20 protein-coding genes are annotated in these 20,056 nt (G+C 71.2%); 8 read left to right on the top strand and 12 right to left on the bottom strand.

Features of this window, described 5'->3' with window-relative positions; translation table 11 throughout:
- Positions 1–126: 126 nt before the first annotated feature.
- Positions 127–1,773 (bottom strand): ABC transporter substrate-binding protein, encoded by a 1,647-nt coding sequence (locus AC4NMM_RS04685; protein WP_096394163.1) that lies wholly within the window; start codon positions 1,771–1,773, stop codon positions 127–129.
- 286 nt (positions 1,774–2,059) lie between these two features.
- Positions 2,060–3,715, bottom strand: a complete 1,656-nt coding sequence (locus tag AC4NMM_RS04680) for a GTPBP1 family GTP-binding protein (RefSeq protein ID WP_096394162.1) — start codon at positions 3,713–3,715, stop codon at positions 2,060–2,062.
- A 128-nt stretch (positions 3,716–3,843) separates the two neighbouring features.
- Here AC4NMM_RS04680 and AC4NMM_RS04675 point away from each other — a divergent pair, with 128 nt between their 5' ends.
- The gene (locus AC4NMM_RS04675) at positions 3,844–4,689 is read left to right on the top strand and encodes an HFX_2341 family transcriptional regulator domain-containing protein (protein ID WP_096394161.1); all 846 of its coding nucleotides are present in this window, start codon (positions 3,844–3,846) and stop codon (positions 4,687–4,689) included.
- Between the two features lie 421 nt (positions 4,690–5,110).
- On the opposite strand, the gene AC4NMM_RS04670 is transcribed toward AC4NMM_RS04675, so the two are convergent.
- Both AC4NMM_RS04670 and AC4NMM_RS04665 read right to left on the bottom strand, forming a co-directional pair.
- Positions 5,111–5,992, bottom strand: a complete 882-nt coding sequence (locus AC4NMM_RS04670; protein WP_096394160.1) for a metallophosphoesterase — start codon at positions 5,990–5,992, stop codon at positions 5,111–5,113.
- A gap of 42 nt (positions 5,993–6,034) precedes the next feature.
- Positions 6,035–7,084, bottom strand: a complete 1,050-nt coding sequence (locus AC4NMM_RS04665; protein WP_096394159.1) for a transcription initiation factor IIB — start codon at positions 7,082–7,084, stop codon at positions 6,035–6,037.
- 163 nt (positions 7,085–7,247) lie between these two features.
- On the opposite strand from AC4NMM_RS04665, the gene AC4NMM_RS04660 reads away from it, so the two are divergent.
- Positions 7,248–7,769: a DUF7858 family protein gene (locus AC4NMM_RS04660; RefSeq protein ID WP_096394158.1), complete on the top strand. Its 522-nt coding sequence runs from the start codon at positions 7,248–7,250 to the stop codon at positions 7,767–7,769.
- Between the two features lie 41 nt (positions 7,770–7,810).
- Here the strand turns inward: AC4NMM_RS04660 and AC4NMM_RS04655 are convergent, their stop codons facing one another.
- Positions 7,811–8,641 carry a P-loop NTPase family protein gene (locus AC4NMM_RS04655; RefSeq protein WP_491923648.1) on the bottom strand — a complete coding sequence of 277 codons (831 nt, stop codon included), beginning with the start codon at positions 8,639–8,641 and terminating at the stop codon, positions 7,811–7,813.
- 85 nt (positions 8,642–8,726) lie between these two features.
- Positions 8,727–9,158: an HIT domain-containing protein gene (locus AC4NMM_RS04650; protein WP_096394156.1), complete on the bottom strand. Its 432-nt coding sequence runs from the start codon at positions 9,156–9,158 to the stop codon at positions 8,727–8,729.
- A gap of 129 nt (positions 9,159–9,287) precedes the next feature.
- Between AC4NMM_RS04650 and AC4NMM_RS04645 the strand changes: the two genes are divergently transcribed.
- From AC4NMM_RS04645 to AC4NMM_RS04630, 4 genes are read left to right on the top strand one after another with little or no spacing between them, the layout of a single operon-like run.
- Positions 9,288–9,590 (top strand): DUF7091 family protein, encoded by a 303-nt coding sequence (locus AC4NMM_RS04645; protein ID WP_096394155.1) that lies wholly within the window; start codon positions 9,288–9,290, stop codon positions 9,588–9,590.
- Positions 9,591–9,645: 55 nt separating this feature from the next.
- Entirely contained in the window at positions 9,646–10,005 is a 360-nt protein-coding gene (locus AC4NMM_RS04640; RefSeq protein WP_491923647.1) for a hypothetical protein, read from the top strand.
- Positions 10,006–10,055: 50 nt separating this feature from the next.
- Entirely contained in the window at positions 10,056–11,972 is a 1,917-nt protein-coding gene (locus tag AC4NMM_RS04635; RefSeq protein ID WP_491923646.1) for an ABC transporter substrate-binding protein, read from the top strand.
- On the top strand, positions 11,969–12,835 hold the full coding sequence (locus tag AC4NMM_RS04630; protein WP_491923645.1) for a phosphatase PAP2 family protein: 867 nt from the start codon (positions 11,969–11,971) through the stop codon (positions 12,833–12,835). The genes AC4NMM_RS04635 and AC4NMM_RS04630 overlap by 4 nt, the downstream gene beginning before the upstream one ends.
- 24 nt (positions 12,836–12,859) lie before the next feature.
- On the opposite strand, the gene AC4NMM_RS04625 is transcribed toward AC4NMM_RS04630, so the two are convergent.
- On the bottom strand, positions 12,860–13,519 hold the full coding sequence (locus tag AC4NMM_RS04625) for a DsbA family oxidoreductase (protein WP_096394152.1): 660 nt from the start codon (positions 13,517–13,519) through the stop codon (positions 12,860–12,862).
- 116 nt (positions 13,520–13,635) lie between these two features.
- Between AC4NMM_RS04625 and thiD the strand changes: the two genes are divergently transcribed.
- Positions 13,636–14,499 (top strand): bifunctional hydroxymethylpyrimidine kinase/phosphomethylpyrimidine kinase, encoded by an 864-nt coding sequence (thiD, locus tag AC4NMM_RS04620; RefSeq protein WP_096394151.1) that lies wholly within the window; start codon positions 13,636–13,638, stop codon positions 14,497–14,499.
- Positions 14,500–14,939: 440 nt separating this feature from the next.
- Here thiD and AC4NMM_RS04615 read toward each other — a convergent pair whose 3' ends face one another.
- Positions 14,940–15,737 carry a ZIP family metal transporter gene (locus AC4NMM_RS04615; RefSeq protein ID WP_096394150.1) on the bottom strand — a complete coding sequence of 266 codons (798 nt, stop codon included), beginning with the start codon at positions 15,735–15,737 and terminating at the stop codon, positions 14,940–14,942.
- Between the two features lie 21 nt (positions 15,738–15,758).
- Here AC4NMM_RS04615 and AC4NMM_RS04610 point away from each other — a divergent pair, with 21 nt between their 5' ends.
- Positions 15,759–15,929: a hypothetical protein gene (locus AC4NMM_RS04610; protein WP_491923644.1), complete on the top strand. Its 171-nt coding sequence runs from the start codon at positions 15,759–15,761 to the stop codon at positions 15,927–15,929.
- Positions 15,930–15,964: 35 nt separating this feature from the next.
- On the opposite strand, the gene AC4NMM_RS04605 is transcribed toward AC4NMM_RS04610, so the two are convergent.
- Genes AC4NMM_RS04605 through AC4NMM_RS04590 form a run of 4 tightly spaced genes read right to left on the bottom strand, consistent with a single transcriptional unit; the run spans position 15,965 to position 20,026 of the window.
- Positions 15,965–16,588: a hypothetical protein gene (locus AC4NMM_RS04605; RefSeq protein ID WP_491923643.1), complete on the bottom strand. Its 624-nt coding sequence runs from the start codon at positions 16,586–16,588 to the stop codon at positions 15,965–15,967.
- On the bottom strand, positions 16,588–17,760 hold the full coding sequence (locus AC4NMM_RS04600; RefSeq protein WP_491923642.1) for a signal peptidase I: 1,173 nt from the start codon (positions 17,758–17,760) through the stop codon (positions 16,588–16,590). The genes AC4NMM_RS04605 and AC4NMM_RS04600 overlap by 1 nt, the downstream gene beginning before the upstream one ends.
- Positions 17,760–19,181, bottom strand: coding sequence for a DUF7467 domain-containing protein (locus AC4NMM_RS04595; RefSeq protein ID WP_491923641.1), 1,422 nt, complete (start codon positions 19,179–19,181; stop codon positions 17,760–17,762). Before AC4NMM_RS04595 ends, AC4NMM_RS04600 begins: the two co-directional genes overlap by 1 nt.
- The gene (locus AC4NMM_RS04590; protein WP_491923640.1) at positions 19,178–20,026 is read right to left on the bottom strand and encodes a hypothetical protein; all 849 of its coding nucleotides are present in this window, start codon (positions 20,024–20,026) and stop codon (positions 19,178–19,180) included. Before AC4NMM_RS04590 ends, AC4NMM_RS04595 begins: the two co-directional genes overlap by 4 nt.
- Between the last annotated feature and the right edge of the window lie 30 nt (positions 20,027–20,056).

Raw genomic sequence — 20,056 nt, 5'->3', positions numbered from 1 at the left:
GTCTGGCGGCCGTGGACGGACGGCGACGACCGTCCGGGAGCGTCCGCGTTCACCGCCGCGCCGAAAACTCCCTGCGTCCGTCGTCACGGACGAGACGCGGAAACCGCGTCCCGCCTGTCGGTCGTGTTACCGGTCGACCGTAACGTCGTCCATCTGGATCTCAGACGAGATCGGGTGTGCGCTGAACCCGTCGACGACGCTGCGAACGCCGTAGGAGTTGTTCAGGTTGTACGCGGGGAGGTGGACGCGGCCTTCGAGCAGCGTCGTCGTCGCGTCGATGTACAGCTGGCGGCGCTCCTCGCGGTCGGCCGACTCGCGGGCCTGCGTCAGCTTCTGGGAGGCCTCGTCGTACTCGTGGAACGTCCCGTTGGTGACGCCGTTCGTCTCCTGGCTCAGCAGGTTGTACGCGAACGTGTCCGGGTCCGGAGAGCCCGACCAGCCGAGCGTGTACATGTTGTAGTCGTCCTCGTTGCCGGTGAGGTACGCGTCGAGGAACGTCCCCCAGTCGAGGCGCTGGACCTCCACGTTCTGGAAGCCGGCGTTCTGGAGGCCGTCTCCGATGGAGATGCCGATCTGTTCGCGCTTGTCGTCCGGCGGCACGATGATCCGCCAGTTGTAGTCCATCGGCACGCCGGCCTCATCGAACAGCGCCTGCGCCTGTTCGAGGTCCTGGTCGTGCTGGATGTCGGACCACTCGTCGACCGGGAAGTTCCACTCCTCGGAGATGGACGCCGGGTACGGGCTGACCTGCCGCACGCCGGCCGGTTCGACGAAGTTCTCGACCGCCTGATCCATCGAGACGCAGTAATCGACCGCCTCTCGGACGAGGGGATCGCTCGTCGGCCCCTCGGCGCAGTTGAACGCCAGGTAGAAGTACCCGATCCCCGGGACCTCGGTGATGCTGGCGTTCTGGTTCGACTCGACCGTCTCGTACAGCTGCGGCGGGATCGTCTCGATGATGTCGACGTTCCCCGTTTCGAGCTCGGTCACGCGGGTGGTCTGCTCTTCGATCGGTTCGAACTCGATCCCACCGATCTCCGGGAGGTTGTCGCCGTCCCAGTAGTCGTCCCACCGCTCGACGGTGGCGTAGGACTCCGGCTCCCACTCGACGAGCTGGAACGGCCCCGAGGTGACCGGGTCCTCGTTGTACGCGTCCGTGTCCTCCTGCCGGACCTCGGCGTTGACGACGTTGCGGATCATCGCGATCTGGAACGCGCCGTAGGGGTACGACAGGTCGAACTGCGCGGTGTGTTCGTCGATCGCCTCCGCCGACTCGACCATGTCGACCTCGGCGGCGTTCGCCGTCTCCTCCGTGACGGGGGCCCGCATCGTGTGGATGACGTCCTCCGCGGTGACGGGGTCGCCGTTCTGGAACTGGGCGTCCTCGCGGATCGGGACGATGTACCGCGTGCCCTCGCGCTCGATGGTGGGCTGTTCGGCGGCGATCTTCGGTTCGATCCCGAGCGCGTCGTCGTACTCGTAGATCCCGTCGAATATCCGCCCGGCGATCTGGGCGGACGGCACGTCGTTCAGGACGACCGGGTCGAGGTCGAGCGGACCCTTCACCTGCGAGAAGTACAGGGTCGGGGCGCTCCCGCCGTCGCCGCCGTCGCTGCCGTCGCCGCCGTCGGAGCCGTCGCCGCCGTCGGAGCCGTCGGAGCCGTCACCGCCGTCTCCCCCGCCGGCACACCCGGCGAGCAGGAGGGAGGAGCCGGCTGCCCCGCTGGCGAGAACCTTCCGTCGCGAAATGCGTTGTGTGTGTTGTCGACGCATACAGCCGACCTCTTGTTTCACTCTAATAAGTATTTTGGGTCACCGTGTCCGTACGGTCACATCTGGTCGCTTCGTTGTCCTTTTGTGCGCACCCTCACCCCGAACGTCGTCCGAATCAGGAAGAAACGACTGCCGCGATCCGAAATTCACCAATCGATCCGCGGCCGAAATCATAAAATAAAATACCTGACGCTCTCGCGCGCCGAGCGGTCGGATCGTCGGGGCGTCCGAGTCACCGGCGAGTCACGAGTCACCGGCGAGTCGCGAAGTAGCGGCGAGTCGCGAGTCAGCGACCGCGCGGCGGCGGGTCCTCGGCCGCGTCTCCGGTGCCCGTCACGGTCCCGACCCCCTTGCTCGACCCCTCGCGGAAGACGAACCGCTGCCCCTCCTCGATCAGGTACTCCCGGAACTTGAACCGAACCCGCGCTTCCCCCGTGTCGCCCGGGAGCAGCCGTCCCTCGGCCGGGAAGAACGCGGCCGCCTCGGAGACGGTCTCCAGGTGGACCACCGGCTCGTACCCCTCCTGGATCCGGGTCGGGTGGTTCAGGACCATCACCTCGGCGTCGAACTCGCGGACCGGATCCGGCTCCGCGTCGCGGGGAACGAGGGCCATCCCGCGTTCGATCTCCGCCTCGTCGACGCCCTTCAGCGCGATGCCGACGATCCGGCCGGCGCTCGCCCTGTCGACCCGGTGGTAGTGCATCTCGATCGACCGCGCCTCCACCTCGCGGAAGGATCCGTCGGGCATGGGGCCGAGCAGGAGCTCGTCGCCCGTCTCCACGGTCCCCGAGTTCACCGTGCCGGACGCGACCGCGCCCACGCCGGTCACCTGGTAGCTGCGGTCGACGTACATCCGGAAGGTCTCGCGGTCGGGCGTCGCGCGCTTGGGGAGGCGCTCGAACAGGCGGTCGAGCGTCCCGATCCCGTCCTTCGTCACCGCGCTGGTCCGCAGGAGCGGGACGACGCCGCCGCCGACCTCCGCGACCGCGGTGTCGACCCCGTGGCGGTCGACGAGGAGGGGGGTCTGCCCGGCGTCGCGGAGCATCGACTCCGTCTCGCGCTCCACCTCGGCGAGCCGCTCGTCGCTCACGGCGTCCGCCTTCGTGACCGCGACGATCGTCGGCAGCTCGGTGGCCAAGAGGATCCCGAGGTGCTCACGCGTGGTCTTCGTCGGGCCGTCGTCGGCGGCGACGACGAGCAGCCCGTAGTCGAGCTTCTGGCCGACGAGCCCGCGGATCGTCGTCCGCAGCCACGGCTCGTGGCCGACGGTGTCGACGAAGGAGACGAGCCGGTCGGCCGCCTCCACGACGCCCGCGCGGTCGGACTTCCGGTGGGGGTTGTCCATCCGGACCGGTTCCTCGGCGTCGTCCGCGAACCCGTACACCGCGTACGAGAGGTCCGCCGACAGCCCCCGCTCGACCTCGTGGGGCTGAACGTCGAGGAAGCCGCGCGTGCCGCCCTCTCCGTCGTCCGCCCGGCCGGTGACGAGCGTGCCGACCAGCGTCGACTTCCCGTGGTCGACGTGGCCCGCGGTGCCGACCACGAGGTGGTCCTCGTCGGCCTCGAACACGCCGCCGTCGCGGAGCGTCGCGAGCCCCACCAGCCCCGCGTCGTCGCCGTCTCCCCCGGAGCCGGCGCTCCACGTCTCGGCGTCCGCGATGTGGGCGTCCGCCTCGTCGGCCAAAAGCGAGAGCACGTCCATCGTCTCGGAGAACGCCTCCGGGGAGATCCCGGCGAGCCCCCCGTCGTCGGTGACGCCGAGGACGTAGGTCGCCTCGCCGTCGCCGGAGAGGATCCGGTGGCGGAGCTGGGCGACGAGCGACTCCATGCGCCCGTCGGCCAGGTGGACCTCGCGGGTCAGCCGCTCTTTGAACTCGATGGCGCCGCCGTCCCGCTCGCCGCGCTCGATGGCCCGCCTGAGGGCGGACCGGTCAGCGCTCATGCCCGTTCGTAGGCGAGGATTCGGCTTAACGGTTTTCGTGGTACGTGACCCCACAACTCGTGACCGGCCCTAACTCCCCGGGAGCGCTCCGGCGGGCTATTTAACCGACCGCCGCGGACAACGACCGTATGGACACCTCGGTCCCCAGCGTCGCCGAACGCCGCGTCCACGTCGTCCCGCTCGGCTACGAGCGCGACCGGATCGTCGAGCCCCTCCGCCGCCACGGCGCCGACGTCGCCTACCTCCTCGTCGACGCGCCCGACCGCGAGGGGGCCCGCGGGGACGTAGACTTCGAGGCCGCGAGCGCCGCCGACCCCGCGGACACCCGAATCGACCCCGACGGGCTCACCGACTACCAGCGCGACGCGTGGACGGCCGCCGCCGAGTTCGCCGAGGTCCGACCGATCCCCGTCGCGCTCGCGGACGTGTACGACGTGCTCGGCGTGACGACGACGGTCGCCGCCCGCCATCAGGCGAGCGCGGCGGACGGCGACCGCCTCTTCGGGAACGTCTCGACCGGGCCGCGGATCGCCGCCGTCGGCGTCGCGCTGGCGTGTATGATCGTCGGCGCGCGCCCCTACAGCGTCGAGCCCGAGCGCCACCGCCACGACCGACGTGAGGCGCCCCTCACCGAAGGCGTCGAGCGCACCGTCGACCTCCCGATCTACCCGATGGACGCGCCGACGGCGGACCAGGTCGCCGTCCTCGGTCGGCTCCACGAGCGCGCCGAGGAGAACCTGACCACCGACAAGTGGAACCTGATCGAGTGGGCGCGCGAGCGCGACCTCGCGTTCCTGCGCGAGGCGGGCGAGAGCCGGACCGCGAAGTACCGCGCGCTGGAGACGCACGTGCTCTCACCGCTGCGCGACCGCGGCTACGTCGAACTGGAGGACGTCGGCCGCTCCGACACCGTCCGGCTCACCGAGACCGGCCGCCGCGTCTTCTTCGCGTTCAAACACAAGCTCGACAGATAGCCCCGAACCGGCCGGAGGACGGGAACCGGTCGAGACGCGCGCTGCGATTCGTCCGACCGGCTCGTATTGTTCGGTCCGTCCGTACTGTCGACGGCGAACGTAGAACTACCCCCCGCACCTCGATTCAGATGCGTGACGCCCGCCGGGCGGTCGGGGCGCCTTCCCTGCCCTCCATTCCCCCGCCTGCTATCGATCGAGGCGGACCGCTGCCGTCGTGGTCCGCCGCAGATCGGTTCCCGCTGACGCGTTGCGGCCGTCCGGCGGACGTCACGGAGTACGGCCTTCCGTCGTTTCGATGGTGGCTGCGGTCAGTCGCCACGCGCGTTCCCCTCCCGCGTCGCCGCGCGAATCCTCGCCTCTCGCGTCGTCGCGTGCGTTCTCGCCACGCGAGAGTGTCACGTCTTCCCGCGAGGGGAACCGTCTACACCTCGGTCACCGTCGCCCCGTCCGAGGTCTTCGTGACCGCGACGATCCCGTCGGGCTGCTCGATAAGGACCGCCTCGCCGCCGGGCAGCCCGAGGTTGTCCCGGATTACGTTCTCGCAGACCACGTTCCCGGTCCGCGTCGGCCGCTGCTGTCGCGAGTGACCGACGACCTGCGGCGGTGCGTCCGGCTCCATGTGTTTGAAATCCATCCAGAGTAGTCCCGCTGACGGACCTCGCCCGAACTCCCCGCCCACGCCGAAGATCCGCTGGTACTCCGGGAGCACGTCGAGGTGGTTCGTCTCGTACCGTCCGTCGCGCCACATCTCGACCAGCCGTCGACCCGCGTCGCGGGCCCGTCCGTTCACGGCCTTAGTATCGAACGAATCGTTCGCGCCCGCGTGCGAGTACGCGTACTCGTACCCGTCGAACCCGACGGCGATGCGCCCGTCGGCGACGTGTTCGAGGAACGACCGCCGCACGTCATCGTCCATTTCGACGCTATAGACGCCCGGCCACCGGAACCGGTCGGGGAAGAGGGCGGCCATCTCGTGGTTCCCGAGGTGGTAGCGCACGCGTCCGTCCGGTGCCTCCGCCGCGAGACGCTCGACGAGGGCCAGACACTCGCGGTTCCGGTCCCCGCGGTCGATCAGGTCGCCGTTGATGACCAGCATGTAGTCGTTCCCGGCCCAGTGGAGGCGTCCGTCGTCGTCCAAGGTGACGAGCGGCGGAAATGCCTCCGCGTCGCCGACGGCCGTCAGCGCGTTCCGCGCGGCCTTGAGGTATCCGTGGACGTCGCTGACACTGACGATCGCCGGCGCCTCGCCGCGCTCGCGAAACCACTCGATACCGCTCGGCGTCACGTCGACGGCCAGATCCATGTGCCCGGCCAGACGGCCGCGGCTCATCAGCCCTCGGATCGGTCACTCCTCCGTCAGGTCGACGTACGTCCGGCGGACGGTCACCGGCGTCACGTCGGCGACGTCCGCGGCCGCCTGTTGGGTACACTCGGCGTCGAGCTCGCGGGCCGCGGTGTAGAGGCAGGCGGCGGCGACGCCGACCGGGTTGCGGCCGTTCGCGATCCCCTCCTCGACGGCGCGCTCGGCCAGCTCGCCCGCCCGGCGCTCGACGGCCGGGTCGCAGCCGAGGTCGCTGGCGAACCGCGGGAGGTACTCCGCGGGGCCGCTCGGCGCGATCGGGAGGCCGAGCTCGCGGTTCATCGCGTCGAAGGCGGCCCGGTGTTCGGCCTCGGTCGCCTTCGCCTCGGCGCAGACCTCGCCGACGGTGCGGGCCACGTCGGCGGTGCGGCAGGCGACGTAGACGCAGGCCGCGGCGAACCCCTCCAGCGAGCGCCCGCGGAGCAGGCTCTCCTCCTGCGCGGAGTCGAACAGCGCGCAGGCGGCGTCGCGGACGCTGTCGGGCAGCCCCATGACGCCGGTGAGCCGCCGGATCTCGGTGTAGGCGTACACCTTGTTGCGGTCGCGCTTCGTCGAGATCTGCGCGCGGTTGTGCTGGGTCCGCATCCGGGCGAGCCGCCGCCGCTTGCGGCCCTTCACCTTCGTCGAGCGGCCGATCTCCGTCGAGAGGCCGCGGTCGTGGCGCGAGCGCGTGAGGGGGGCGCCGGTCCGCTTCGGGTTCGTGTCGTCGTCGTCGAACGACCGCCACTCGGGGCCGTGGTCGATCCGGTCGGCCTCGACGACGAGCCCGCAGTCGGCGCAGACGCGCTCGGCGCCGTCGACGCGGGTGCGGCCGCCGCACTCGGGACACGTCTCGCGGTCGCCGGTCTCCTCGGCGTCACCCGCCTCGGATTTCTCCTCGGCCGCGGGGGTGCGGTCGGCTGCCGCGGGGCGCTCCGCGGACGCGGCGCGGTCGGCGGTCGCGGCGCGGTCGGCGGTCGCCGCGTGCTCCGTCGTCGCGGCGTCGTCGGTCTCGGTCCGGGGCGAACGAACGCGGGTCGAGCGTGCGTCACTCATCACACGTCGAACTCCGGCCCGATGCCTTACTTAAACCCGGGCGAATCGGCGGTCGATCGGTCGGATCGCGTCGCCCGAACTGACCGGTTATCGGTCGGTGATCGGGCGGTCGAGGGCGCCGCAGTACGGTGGTTTTAACCCTCTACCCGAGCCATCGGTTCGCATGACGCTGTCGGAGATCGCGGCCGGGGTCGAGGTGACCTCGCGCCAGCGCGATCGGGGGGTCGCGCTCGCGGACGACACCGAGACGCCGCTCGTCGACCGCCTGTCGCCCCACGCCGAGTCGCTTCCGTGTACGCCCGAGGCCACCGCGGCGCTCGTCGACGCCTACACCGCCGGGCGGAGCGTCGGCGACGCCGCCCGCGAGGCGAACGTCTCCCCGATGACGGCCGCGAAGGCGCTCCACCGGTGCGGCGTCGCGGGCGTCTGCCCGCTCTCGCCGACCGGCCGCGACGTCGTCCGCGACTGGCTCGCGGGCCGGACCTCGCGCAGCGAGGCCGTCGAGCTCACCGGCGGCGACGAGGCGGACTTCGCGCTGGCGACGTACGTCGAGACGCACGAGCCGGTCGAGCCCGTCGCGGCGGCGGTCGACGCGCAGGTCGCCGGCTCCGCGCCGCTCGGCGAGGAACTCGGCGCCGACGACCCCCTCGGCGACGCGCTCGGCGCCGGCGACGGGATCCGCTGAGTCCGCCTCGCTTCCCGACCCCGTCCGGCCGCGACCCCCGTTTACGGCGTGAACCGCTCGACGAGCCCCGGCTCCGGGAACTCGACGCGGATGGACGCGTCGAACGCGGTCTCGTAGGCGGTCGCGACCGCCCGCGCGTACGCGTCGTCTCCCGTTGCCGCGGTCGGCGCGGCCGCCACGTCGGGGTCGGTCGCCGGAACGCGGACGACGCCGCTGTCGCCGTCGTCGCGCTCGTCTTCGTCGCCACCGCCGCCGGCCCCCGCCCGCTCGACCGCGAGCGTCGCGTCGAGGCTTCCGCCCACGTCGGCGATCCGCCCGCGGAGCCGCTGGGCCGCGTCGCGCCCGTGGGCCGTCGCCGGTCTGACGGCGACCGCGCGGTCGACGGTCGTCGCGGCCGCGACCGCCTCGTTCGACCCGACCGGCGCGGCGTCGACGACCACCGCGTCGTACGTCGTCGCCGCCTCGTCGATCCGCCGCTCCAGCTTCCGGGCGGCCTCCGCGGTCTTCGCCCGCGCGACGCGTTCGAACGGCGCCCTCGCGGGAATCGCGTCGACGCGTCCGGGGAGGTCCGGCGCGTCGCGATCGTCGTCGCGGGCACCGCCGGTCCCGGGGCGCTCGGCGCCCGCGCCGGTCCCGGCGACGGGGTACGCCGCCGCCGACAGCGCCGCGTCCGGGTCGTCGGTGAGGAGCGCGGTCAGGTCGGGGTCGATCCGTCCGGCCACGTACTCGGAGAGGCCTTGCGTCGTGAACGCGGCGTCGACGACCGCGACGTCGTCGCCGTCGCGCGCGCCCATCGCCGCCAGCTCGACAGCGGTCCGCGTCGTTCCCGCGCCGCCGGTCGCCCCGACGAGCGCGAGCGTCGTCGCCTGCATGTGCCGCTCTCGCTGGAGGTCGTTTGTAAAAAGACCGAAGCTGAGCGGCGCGGTATCGCGTCGCGTCGCGTGGTCCGTCGCGTTCCTACCCCTCGATCGCGGCCGCGACCTCGTCCGCGACGGCGTCGAGCTCGTCGTCCGAGAGGTCCGGTCGAGCGCCCGCCACCGCGTGGATCGGCGCGCCGCCGTCGCCCTCGAACCGCGGGACGACGTGGACGTGGACGTGCGGGACCTCCTGACCGGCCGCCTCGCCGTCGTTGACGCCGACGTTGGCGCCGTCGGCGTCGACCGCTGCCTCAATCCGCGGCGTGAGCGACGCGACCGCGTCGAACAGGTCGCTCGCGAGGTCGGCGTCGAGGTCGCCGACGTGTTGCGCGTGCTCCTTCGGGATTACGAGCGTGTGTCCGCGCGCGAGGGGGTTCGCGTCGAGGAACGCCAGCACGGAATCGGTTTCGTAGACGGTCCGAGCGGGGATGTCCCCGGCGACGATCGAACAGAAGATGCAGTCGTCGGACATGCCCGAGCGATCGCTCGGGCGTCTCATCAAGGTTTCCCGGGGTCGGCGTTTCCCGGGGTCGCGAGTGCCGAGCGGTCTGACGACGCGGACCGCCAACGGACCTATATCCGCCGCGCCGAAACGGGCGGTATGGACGACCGGCTCGAACGCGTCATCCGCCAGCAGCTCCGCAAGGCGGGCAAGCAGTTCGAGGAGGCCAGACGCGCCTACGCCGAGGGCCGCGACGACCCCGAGGGCGACGCGGCCGCGGCGGCCCGGTTCGACCTCCCGACCGACGACGCCGGCGCGGCCCGCATCGTCTGTCGCCGCCACGCGGAGCGCCGGACCGTGCCGGTCGACGCCGAGGGGCGCCCCGCCTGCTTCGAGTCCGGTCACCCCGACTGCGAGGGGTGCGCGGAGGACGTCCGCGACGGCGTCGTCGAGACGTGGTGACCGCCGCAATCCGTGAGATATTTCGGCGGTAACGCGGCTGACAGGCCGAAAACGTTTGTGTTCCGGGGTTCTGCTGGACCGCACGAAGCGGATCGCGGTCGTCGTCGCCCTCCTCGCCGTCGTCGGGGCCGGCCTCGTCCTCTCCGGCTTCTTCGTCGATATCGCCGAGGAGCCGACGGTCGACGAGGTGACGGACGACCGCCTCATCGAGGTCGACGGGAACTACCGGCTCTGGCCGTACACGAGCCGAACGAGGGGTGTCGAGGGTCGAACCCTCGCGATCAACGTCGTGTTCCACGCCGACGCGGCGGCGACCCGGACCGCCATCGAGGGCGACCCGAGCACCGACTGGGAGGAGACCCCTCCGGACGAGGCCGCGTCGATCGCCGGCGACGACGACCTCTCGGTGCGGTGACGGCACAGAAGAGATATATCCGGTGACGGAAAACAGGGAAAAACGAACGGATGACGCGACCCATCAGTCGACGAGCGGCGCTCGCAGGGTTCGGCCTCGCGGCCGCCAGCGCCGGCTGTCTCGGTCGCACGGAGAACATCGCCGGGCGGGACCCGCACTCGCAGCTGACCCTGGAGATCAACGCCACGCCGGCGGACGGCGACCCGAACGGGATCCGGATCGCGAGACAGCTCGAAGAGCACCTGACCGCCGTCGGCATCGACGTCCGGCTCAACACCGTCGGACAGACCGACCTCTGGCGGAAGGTGCTCATAAACCAGAACTTCGACATCTACGTCGGCCAGTTCGTGGAGACGGACCCGTTCGACTCGGACGCGCTGTACGGGCTGACGCACTCGAAGTTCGTCGCGGAGCCGGGGTGGCAGAACCCCTTCGGACTCACGGAGATCGCGATCGACGACCTGCTGGAGCGACAGCGCCGCGCGACCGGGAGCGACCGATCGGACGCCGTCGAGGCGCTTCAGGAGACGGTGTGCGACCTCCAGCCGTTCTCCGTCGTCGCGTTCCCCGACGCGCTCACCGCCGTCCGGGGCGACCGGTTCGAGGGGTGGACGGCCGACCGCCAGCCGGTGTCGGTCACCGGACTCCTCGGCCTTGACGGCGCCCCCGACGCCGACGCGTCGGGAGACGGATGGTCGGACGGGGGCAACGCGACGGCGGACGGCGGCAACACGACCTCGTCGGCGACGGCGGGCGGCGCGGACGCCGACGGCGAGGGGGGGACCGCCCTCCGGCTGGTGACGACCGACGACCGGATCACGGAGAACTGGAACCCGATCGCCGCGGAGTACCGGAAGCACGGCACGTTCACCGGGCTGCTGTACGACCCGCTCGTCCGCACCGACGGCGAGTCGACCGTCCCGTGGCTGGCGGCCGACTGGGAGCGCCCCGGCGCGAACACCGTCGACGTCGACGTCCGCGACGCTCGGTGGCACGACGGCGAACCCGTGACGGCGAGCGACGTCGCGTTCACCTATCGGTTCCTCCGGGACACCTCGCTGGGGAGCGTCGAGACGCCGGTGCCGACACCGCGGTTCCGCGGGCGGAGCTCCCTCGTCGAGGACGAGCGGGTCCTCGACGACGCGACGGTCCGGCTCACCGTGCCCGACGTCAACGAGACGGTCGTCACGCGGGCGCTCCAGGTGCCGATCCTCCCGGAACACGTCTGGTCGGAGCGGACCGAGGCGGCGACGATCGCCGGCTTCGAGTTCGACTTCGAGACGACGGAGGCGGTCGTCACGAACAACCCCGACCCGGTCGGGAGCGGCCCGCTGCGGTTCGTCGAGGCGACCGCCGGCGAGTCGGTCGTCTTCGAGCGCAACCCCGACCACTTCCTCGTCCGTCCGGCGCCCGACGCCGACTCGGAGACCTCGGGGGAGACGACTGACCCGCGAGCGGGAATCCCGCCGCGGTACCACGGGAAGCCGGCGTTCGACCGGCTCCGAGTCGAGGTGTCCCCGTCGGACATCTCGGCCGTGGAGGCTGTCGCCGAGGGGCTCGCGGACGCGACCGTCTCGAACCTCGGCCCCGAGTCCGTCCCGCGGATCGGCCGCTCGGGCGACACCCGGCTCGTGAGCGGTCGGTCGGCGGCGTTCTACCACGTCGGGTACAACGTGCGGGAGAGCCCGCTGTCGAACCCCCGGTTCCGGGCGGTTATCGCGCGGCTGATCGACAAGTCCGCGGTCGTCGACGAGACGTTCGACGGGTACGCGCAGGCGGCGGCCTCGCCGCTCGCGGCGTCGCCGGACGCGGTCCCCGACTCGCTGGCGTGGGACGACGGAACCGACCCCGTTCACCCGTTCTTCGACGACGCGGGGTCGCTCGACGTCGAGGCGGCCCGCGCGGCGCTCCGAGAGATCGGGTATCGATTCGACGAGGACGGCCGGCTGCTCTCGCGGGGGCAATGACGCCGCTTCTGTCCGTCCTCACGTCGGTCGTGGCGTGGGTCGGGGCGATGCTGGCCGTCGCGAGCGTCGTGGTAATCGGTCCGGCTCGACTTCGGGAGACGTGGGGCGGAGTTCGCGGGCGGATCTGGGACGCGCGTCGGGCCGTCGCGCTCGTCTGCGTGGTGCTTCTCGCCAGCGCGGTCGGCCGCCCGGCGCTGCTGGACGTCTCCAGGCTCTTCGGGATCCAAGCGACGGCGCTCATCTACGGGCTGGAGGGCGGCTTCGTCGCGTGGGTTCAGGCGACGTTCGCGTCGCCCGCACTGACCGCCTACTTCTCGCGGGTGTACGTGTACGGGTACGCGTTCCTCCTCGCGTTCCCGGTGATCGCGTACCTCGCGTTACCCCGTACCACGCCGGTCAGGCGACTGCTCGTCGCGTACGCGCTCAACTACGGGGTCGGACTTGTCCTCTACACGCTGGTGTTCGCGCACGGCCCGCGGAACGTGATACCCGACATGGTGACGCCGCTGCTGTTCACCAACCAGCCGGACGTGATACTGCTCGCGAGCGAGGTGAACGAGGCCTCGAACGTCTTCCCGTCGCTGCACACCTCGCTTTCGGTCACCGTCGGGACGTTCGCGATTCTGACCCGCGAGGAGTACCCGCTGTGGACGCTGATCGCGGTCCCGCTCTCGCTGTCGGTCGTGATCGCGACCATGTACCTCGGAATCCACTGGCTCACCGACGTCGTCGCCGGCTTCGCGCTCGCGTTCGGCTGCGTCGCGCTCGCGCACCGATTCGTGGGCTCCCGCGCCGACGCCGCCGAATCGGGCGCCGCGGGGGACGGAAGACGTTCCGGCTCCGCTCCCGACGCGGACGGCTGATCGGCGCTCCCGAGTCCGTCGCGATCAGACGCCTTCGACGAGCCGTTCGAGCTGCTCCGGCGGGACCGCGCCCCGCGCGGCGTGGCCCTCGTACGCGAACGTCGGGACGCCGGTGACGCCCTGCCGCCTCGCGGCGTCGAACATGTCGGTCACGCGCTCGCGGAGGTCGTCGTCGCCGAGCGCCTCGTCGACCACGGCTGCGTCGAGCCCGTCGACGTCGGCCGCGATGTCGGCGAGCACGTCGCGGTCGCCGATGTCGCGCCCCTCCAGCCAGAGCGCGTCGAAGACGGCCTCGTCGAACGCGAGCCACGCGTCCGGCGCGGTCTCGCGCACGCGGACCGAGACGACCTGCGCGGGCAGCGAGTCGACGTCGGTCGCGAGCTCGAGCTCCATCTCCTCCGCGCCGTACTCCTCCTGAAGCCGGCGGACGTTCTCGCGCGCCTGCTCGTAGTACTCCTCGTCTTTCCCGGTGTCGGCGTCGCCGTCGATCTCGCCGTCCGGCCCGCGCTGGCCCGCGCGGAGGTCGAACGGGTGCCAGTCGATGTCGAGCGGCTCCTCGCGCGTCTCCTGATAGCTCGCGAGGGACCGCCGCCCGAGGAAGCAGAACGGACAGACGTAGTCGGAGTAGACGGTGATCGCCTCGGCCTCGTCGGCGCCGGTCGCGGCGTCGGAGTCGGTTGCCATGATCCGGGGTACGGCCCCGAGCCGAAAAGGTCGTTCGGCGACGGCAGGCGGCGTTCGGGAGCGTCGAGGGTGAGTGAACCACCACCGATTAATATCATCAAGTTGTATCGCCGCGTATGCCCGAGTACGACCCGGTCGACTCGCCGGTCGCGCTGACGGTCGCCGGCAGCGACAGCGGCGGCGGGGCGGGGATTCAGGCGGACCTGACGGCGATGCGCGCGCACGGCGTCTTCGGCGCGTCGGTCGTGACGGCGACGACCGCACAGAACACCCGCGGCGTCGAGGACGTCCACCCGCTCCCGGCCGATCACGTCGCGAGCCAGTACGCGGCGGTCGCCGACGACTTCGACCTCGGCGCGGTCAAGACGGGGATGCTGGCGACCGCCGAGATCGTCGAGACGGTGACGGAGCTGGCGGGGGACGCCGACGCGCCCCTCGTCGTCGACCCCGTGATGGTCGCGGCGACCGGCGACCGGCTGCTCTCGCCCGCCGCCGAGGACGCCTACGAGGAGTTGGTCGCGGCCGCGACGCTCGTCACGCCGAACGCCGACGAGGCCGCGGTGTTGACCGACGAACCGGTCGAGACCCCGGCCGAGGCCGAGGCGGCCGGGCGGGAGCTCGTCGCGCTCGGCGCGGACGCGGCGCTGGTGAAAGGGGGGCACCTGACCGAGGGTGAATCGGTCGAGGAGGGCGTCGTCGTCGACACGCTCGTTCGCGCAGCAGGTGCGGGTGGGGGCGAAACCGCGAAGCGCGGCGAGCCGACCGTCGACCGCTTCGAGACGCCCCGGATCGACACCGACGCGACCCACGGCTCCGGCTGCGCGTTATCGAGCGCGATCGCGGCGCGGCTGGCGCGGGGAGAGTCGCTCCCCGAGGCGGTCGGCGCCGCGGTCGAGGAGATGACCGAGGCGGTCCGCCGCGGCTACGACGTTGGCGAGGGCTCGGGTGCGGTCAACCCGACCGTGTTGGGTGGCGAGTGAGCCGTCGAATCGGGTGGTTGTTTATAAATGGATGACAGCTGGTGAACGCCTCCAAAGCCCCAGTCGCTTATTTATAAACGGTTTCCGGAAGATCGGCGACGAACACCTCCAAAGCCCCAGCCGCGAGGACGGCGCACGCTCGCCGCGCTCCTCGTCGCTCGTTCCACTCGCTCCTGCGGTGCTCGCGTCGCCTGCGCCGTCCTCGCGACTGCCCCTTTGAGTCCCACCCCGCACCGCACAGCGACCGCACCTCACACCTCCCCAGCCTCGCGGCTCGCTCGGGGCTCCCTTCGGTCGCCCCCTCGCTCGCCGCGTCCCTCGCGCCTGCGACTCGCGCCCTACCGGGCGCTCGTCGGCACGCGCCACCGCACTGCGTTTTATAAACGATCGTCGCAGCCGGTCACTCTCGTTTAAAATACCTCGTCGTCGCCTTCGGTCGCTTATAAATACGCGAGCGGGATCATCAGCGCGACGCCGAGCGCGACGCCGCCGACGAGGACCCGCTTGCCGCCGTGCGGGAGGTCGGCGCCCGTTTCGAGCGCCTCGGGGACGAACTCGGTGAGGACGAGGTAGATCATCGCGCCCGCCGCGAAGCCGAAGCCGTACGGGAGGAACTCGCGGGCGTACCGCACGAACGCGAAGGCGACGACGGCGCCGATCGGCTGCGGGAGGCTGGAGAACACCGACCACCACACCATCTTCCACTTCGAGACGCCCATCGCCCGCAGCGGGATCGAGATGGCCGTCCCCTCGGGGACGTTGTGGATCGAGATGGCGACGGTCATGAACACGGCCAACAGCGGGACCGTGAAGCCGAACAGCGCGGTGCCGCCCGATACGCCGAGGTCCGCGAAGGAGACGCCGACCGCGATCCCCTCCGGGAAGCTGTGGACCGTCAGCACCCCGAGGATCAGGATCAGCTTCTTGAAGTCCGCCTCCGCGTACTCCCGGGGGTCGATCTCGGCGTCCATCAGCACGTCGTGCGCGAGGACGACGAGGGCGACCCCCGCGAGCATGCCGACCCCGATCTCGACCGGCGTCCCCTCCGCGAGCCCCTCCTGAACCAGTCCGAACAGCGACGCCGCGAGCATGATCCCCGACGCGAACCCCCACAGCGCCACGTTCCCGCGGTCGCTGATCGTCTCGAAGAAGAAGAACGGTAACGCGCCGATCCCCGTCGCAAGCGCCGTGATCAGGCCGGCGACGAAGACGAACGCGTAGGCGTCGAGCGCGACCATCTCTCGCGTGAGGCTTCGTCAGTGCGGTACATAATCCCGCCGACGATGCCCGGAATCCGGGAGGACTCACCCGAGACTGCGAACGAGACCGGCGAGGAGCACGAACAGAAACAGCGCGAGGAACAACAGCAGCACCCTGAGCTTCGTCACGAGCGGGGGCTGACGGGCGCACGCCTCGCCGCCGCATTCTGACGCGGACCCTCGCGGCCGGATCGGCGAGTTCATACTCACACCCCGGTCGGGACGAACGCGGCGGGCTCCGAGCCGCTCGGATCAGACGCGTCCCCGGCCGGCTTCGAGTCGTTCTCGGGAGGCGTCGTCTCGTCGTTGGTCGCCTCGTCGTTGTCCGGAGTCGATTCGTCCTCCTCCGTCTCGTCGTCCGGCGCAGTTTCGCTTTCAGGCGGCGCGGGCTCGTTGTCCGGCGCGGGTTCGTCGTCGGATGCCGAGGCGTTCTCGGGCGGTGCGGGCCCGTTGTCCGGCTGCGTCGCGTTGTCAGGTGCGGGCTTGTTGTCCGGCGCAGTTTCGTTATCCGACGCGGTCGCGTTGCCCGGCGGCGCCGAGGCGCTCTCGGGAGCCGACACGGTCGCGTTGTCCGGCGTCGTCGCGTTGCCCGGCATCGTCGCGTTGCCCGGCGTCGTCGCGTTCGTTCCGCTCTCAACTGGGAGCGTCGCCATCCTGAAATCCCCCTCCGTCTCCTCGACGATCGGATCGAACTCCTCGACCGTTTCGAACGTGGTCGTCACGTTCGCGCTCGACGTGAGCACGGCCAGCGTGAGCCCGCCGCCGAAGGCGACTCCCCACACCAGCACCGCGACGGCGACGAGGCCGACGAGGCCGCGGTTCACGGCCATCAGTCCACCTCCCCGGCGCGGTCCGGCTGTGACGGTGGGGTCGTCGACGGCGACGAGGCCGGCGCCGTTGCCGACTGAACCCCCCCGGATCCGTCCGTCACCGCCGCCGAACCCGACGGTTCGACCGAATCGCTCGCTCGCTCGGCGTACTCCGGTCCGTGGTCGTCGCCCGCCGCGTCGGCCGCGATGTCGTCGCCCGCGGCGTGGTCGTCCGCTGCGCCGTCCGCGGCGTCATCGATTACCGCGTCGTCGCTCGCCGCGTCGTTGACCGTCGCCGGCTCAGCGCTCGGTCGGTTCCGGTCGAGGACGCCGCTGGCCGGAACCCACGCCGCGAGCGCGCCGAGCAGCAGCGTCGCCGCCGCCACCGCGACCGCGATAGTCGCAGCGGTGCGGAGTTCGAACGCCACGTAGGCGGCGTACGGCGCGAACGCCAGCAACACCGCCGCCGCGCCGCCGACCGCGTCGACGGAGATTCCCCCGGAACCGGTCGCAGCGGTCTCCGCGGAAGCAACGTCGTCTTCGGCGGTCTCCGCGGGTGCCGCGTCGGTCCCGTCGGACGCCACGGCGCCGGGCGCCGCGATCGCGTCCGGGCCGACGAATCCGTCGGCCGTCGCTTCCGGCGTGTCCGAGCCCGTGTCTGCGCCCGTGTGCGTCTCCTCGCGGCTGCGAACGATCGACCAGACCTCCGTGACCGCGAGCAGGCCGAACGGGAGCAACACCAGCGTGACGAACCCGGCCTGGGTGCCCGCGAACTGGATCACGTACCCGATGTACGGGATCGTCAGCGCGACCACGCCGACGAGGTTCCCGGCGGGGACGAGCCCCGGATCCGGCCCCTCGTTCGCGTCGCCCATCGTCTCGAAGGCGAGTGTCCCGCCCTCGTCGACGACGTCGATCACGCGGTGCGTCACCGGCACCTCGCTCGCGCCGCGCATGAACGTGATCACGTCGCCGTCGACGACCGTCGTCGGGTCGCGCTCGGCCACGATCACCACGTCGCCCGGCGCGATGGCGGGCGTCATGCTCGCCGTGAGCACGACGAAGCTCTCGTCGGCGCCGACGATTTCCGGCGCGGCGTACACCGCGAAGGGCGCGACGAGCGCGAGCAACAGGACGATCCCGAGTACGTTCGCCGCCTTCCTGATCCGTGGTGATGTGAGTGTGTGGTTCATCAGTTGTCCTCCGCGCCGCAGAGCCGCGCGCCCTTCGTGGTCGTGCCGCCGTCGATCTCGAACTCGTCTTCGGGTCCGAACCGCATTCCGACCGTGAGCGGCTCCGAGCAGCTCACGTGGATCGGGGTCGTCGCTCCGTCGTCGACCCGTATCTCGACCTCCGGGCCGAGCTTGTCGGGGCCTTTCCCCTTCCCTTGGTGTTCGACGTCGCTCCCGTCGAGAGTGAACACGTCGCCGTTGGCGACCGTTCCCGTGAACAGCGTCCCGCTGGTGCCGCCCTTCGTCGAGACGACGGTGATCGACGGCTCGTCGTCGCCGCGGTAGAGGACGTCGAGCGTCGCGAGCGAGGCGTTCTCGTCGTCACAGACGACGCAGTCGACCGTCTCGTCCTCGTCGGGGTCGTCGCCGTCGCCCGAATCGGAACAGACGAAGACGACGATGTTGCTGATCCCGTGTCGCTTGTCCTTGTCGGGCTTCAGTGGCGCGAACAGGATCTCGCCCGTCTCCGTGGAGACCGGGTCGATCTCGTAGGACTCGGTCCCTGGCCCGCCCTTGATCTCGACCTTACACATGTCCGGTCCGGGATTCCCGTCGGCGTCCTGGAGGGTGAACTCGACGCCGACCGTCTCGGCGTTGCCCCCCTCGTCTTTCGTCTCGACCGCGGTAATCGCGATCTCGTATTCACCGACGCCGTCGGGGAGTTCGATCAGCGAGAGCGCGTCCCCGACCGCGACCGGAGAGTCGCCGAATTCGGCCTTCCCGAACTCGACGCACGCGAGGCACTCGTTCCCCGACTCCTCACAGACCCGGTCGGCGAAGGGGTTCGACTCCGCCGCGTCGGTCTCGCTGACGTGGCGACACTGCTCGGCGTACAGCCGGAACCGCAGGTCGGTCGCCTCGTCCGCCGCCTCGTCGGGCGCGTCGGCGGGCAGCCGCCAGGCCACCTCGAGGGTCACGGGCTCCTCGGGGACGAGACAGTCCGCGTCGATCCGCTCGCCCGCGACGAGGTCGCGCTCGACGTCCGCGAGAGAGCGGTAGCCGTCGGTCAGCGACGGTCCGCCGAGGACGGAGATCTCGACTTCGAGAGCGCGCGCGAGCGCGCCGTCGTCCGGACAGTCGGTCGCGATCCAGACCCGGGCGGGGTTCGTTCGCACGTCGATTTCGAACTTCTTGTGGCCGGAGTCGCCCCGCCGTATCCCCGACACGTCGACCGCGAAGGTCCCGTCGGAGACCGCGTCGTTCACGATCAGTTCGACGGAGCCGGCGCCGAACGCGTTGTCAGCGAACGTCGCGCGGTCGGACAGGTACGCGCCGGTTCCGAGGCCGCTCGCCATCCCGACGGCGCCGACGCCGCCGATGCCGGCGAGCAGCCGCCGCCGACTCAGACCGCTCGGGCGCCGCGTCCCGTCTCCGGGGGTCATACGGACCCCTCGCCGGTGTCGGTCGAACCGCCGCCGTCGGTCGAACCGCCGGCGTCGACCGAACTGCCGATGCCGGTCGAATCGGTCTCGTTCGCCTCGCCGTTCATGTCGAACGGGTTCCCCTCGGCGGCGCAGTCGTCCGCGGCGAACTCCACGTCGAAGTCGATCGCGCCGCCCTGTCCGGCGTTGCCGCCCTCCTCGTCGAACGCCCACGAGAATATCAGACAGCGCCGCTCGTCGGTCCGGAGACAGCCGTTTCCGAGGAGATCGGGGGTAAGTTCGACGCCCGTCGCGAGCCCGGAGCCGTCGAGCTCCGCGAGCGTGCCGTCGGCGATCCGCTCGCCGTAGCCCGCGAAGTCGCTCTCGGCGCCCGCGCAGCCGCCGATCCCGAGGATCCCCGTGTCGTACCGGACCTCGAGGCTGATACGCTCGGCGAGCGCCGCGCTCGCGGCGTCGGCGCCGTCGAGGTGGGGATCGATCCGCAGCCACACGCGGACCCCGTCCGGCGCGGTTTCAGCGGGGTCGTCGAGCCGGAGCCCGACGCTCGCGGTGCCGTAGTCGCCCGGCAGCGCGTTGTCGATGTCGACGAGCCGGATTCCGGCCGCCTCGACGTCGTCGAAGCTATCGGTCGGGCTCGAACCGACGACCGTCCCGTTCTCCGTGCGCCGCCACCCGACGAGCAGGTCCCACGGCGTGTCCGACTGGGCGTACGTGTAGTCCGAGTACTCGTCCCAGTTGTCCGTCCCCGTCCGCCGTCCGGAGGCGGCCCCGAGGGTCGCGAAGCCGACGGCTCCGGCGCCCGCGAGTGCCTCCCGCCGCGTGAGTCCCGATTCTTTCTGTGTCATTGTGTGTCGTCGCGGCTCCGAACGGCCGTT

This window comes from Halorubrum sp. SD41, from assembly GCF_058630335.1.
This window is presented reverse-complemented; position numbering and strand designations above follow the sequence as displayed.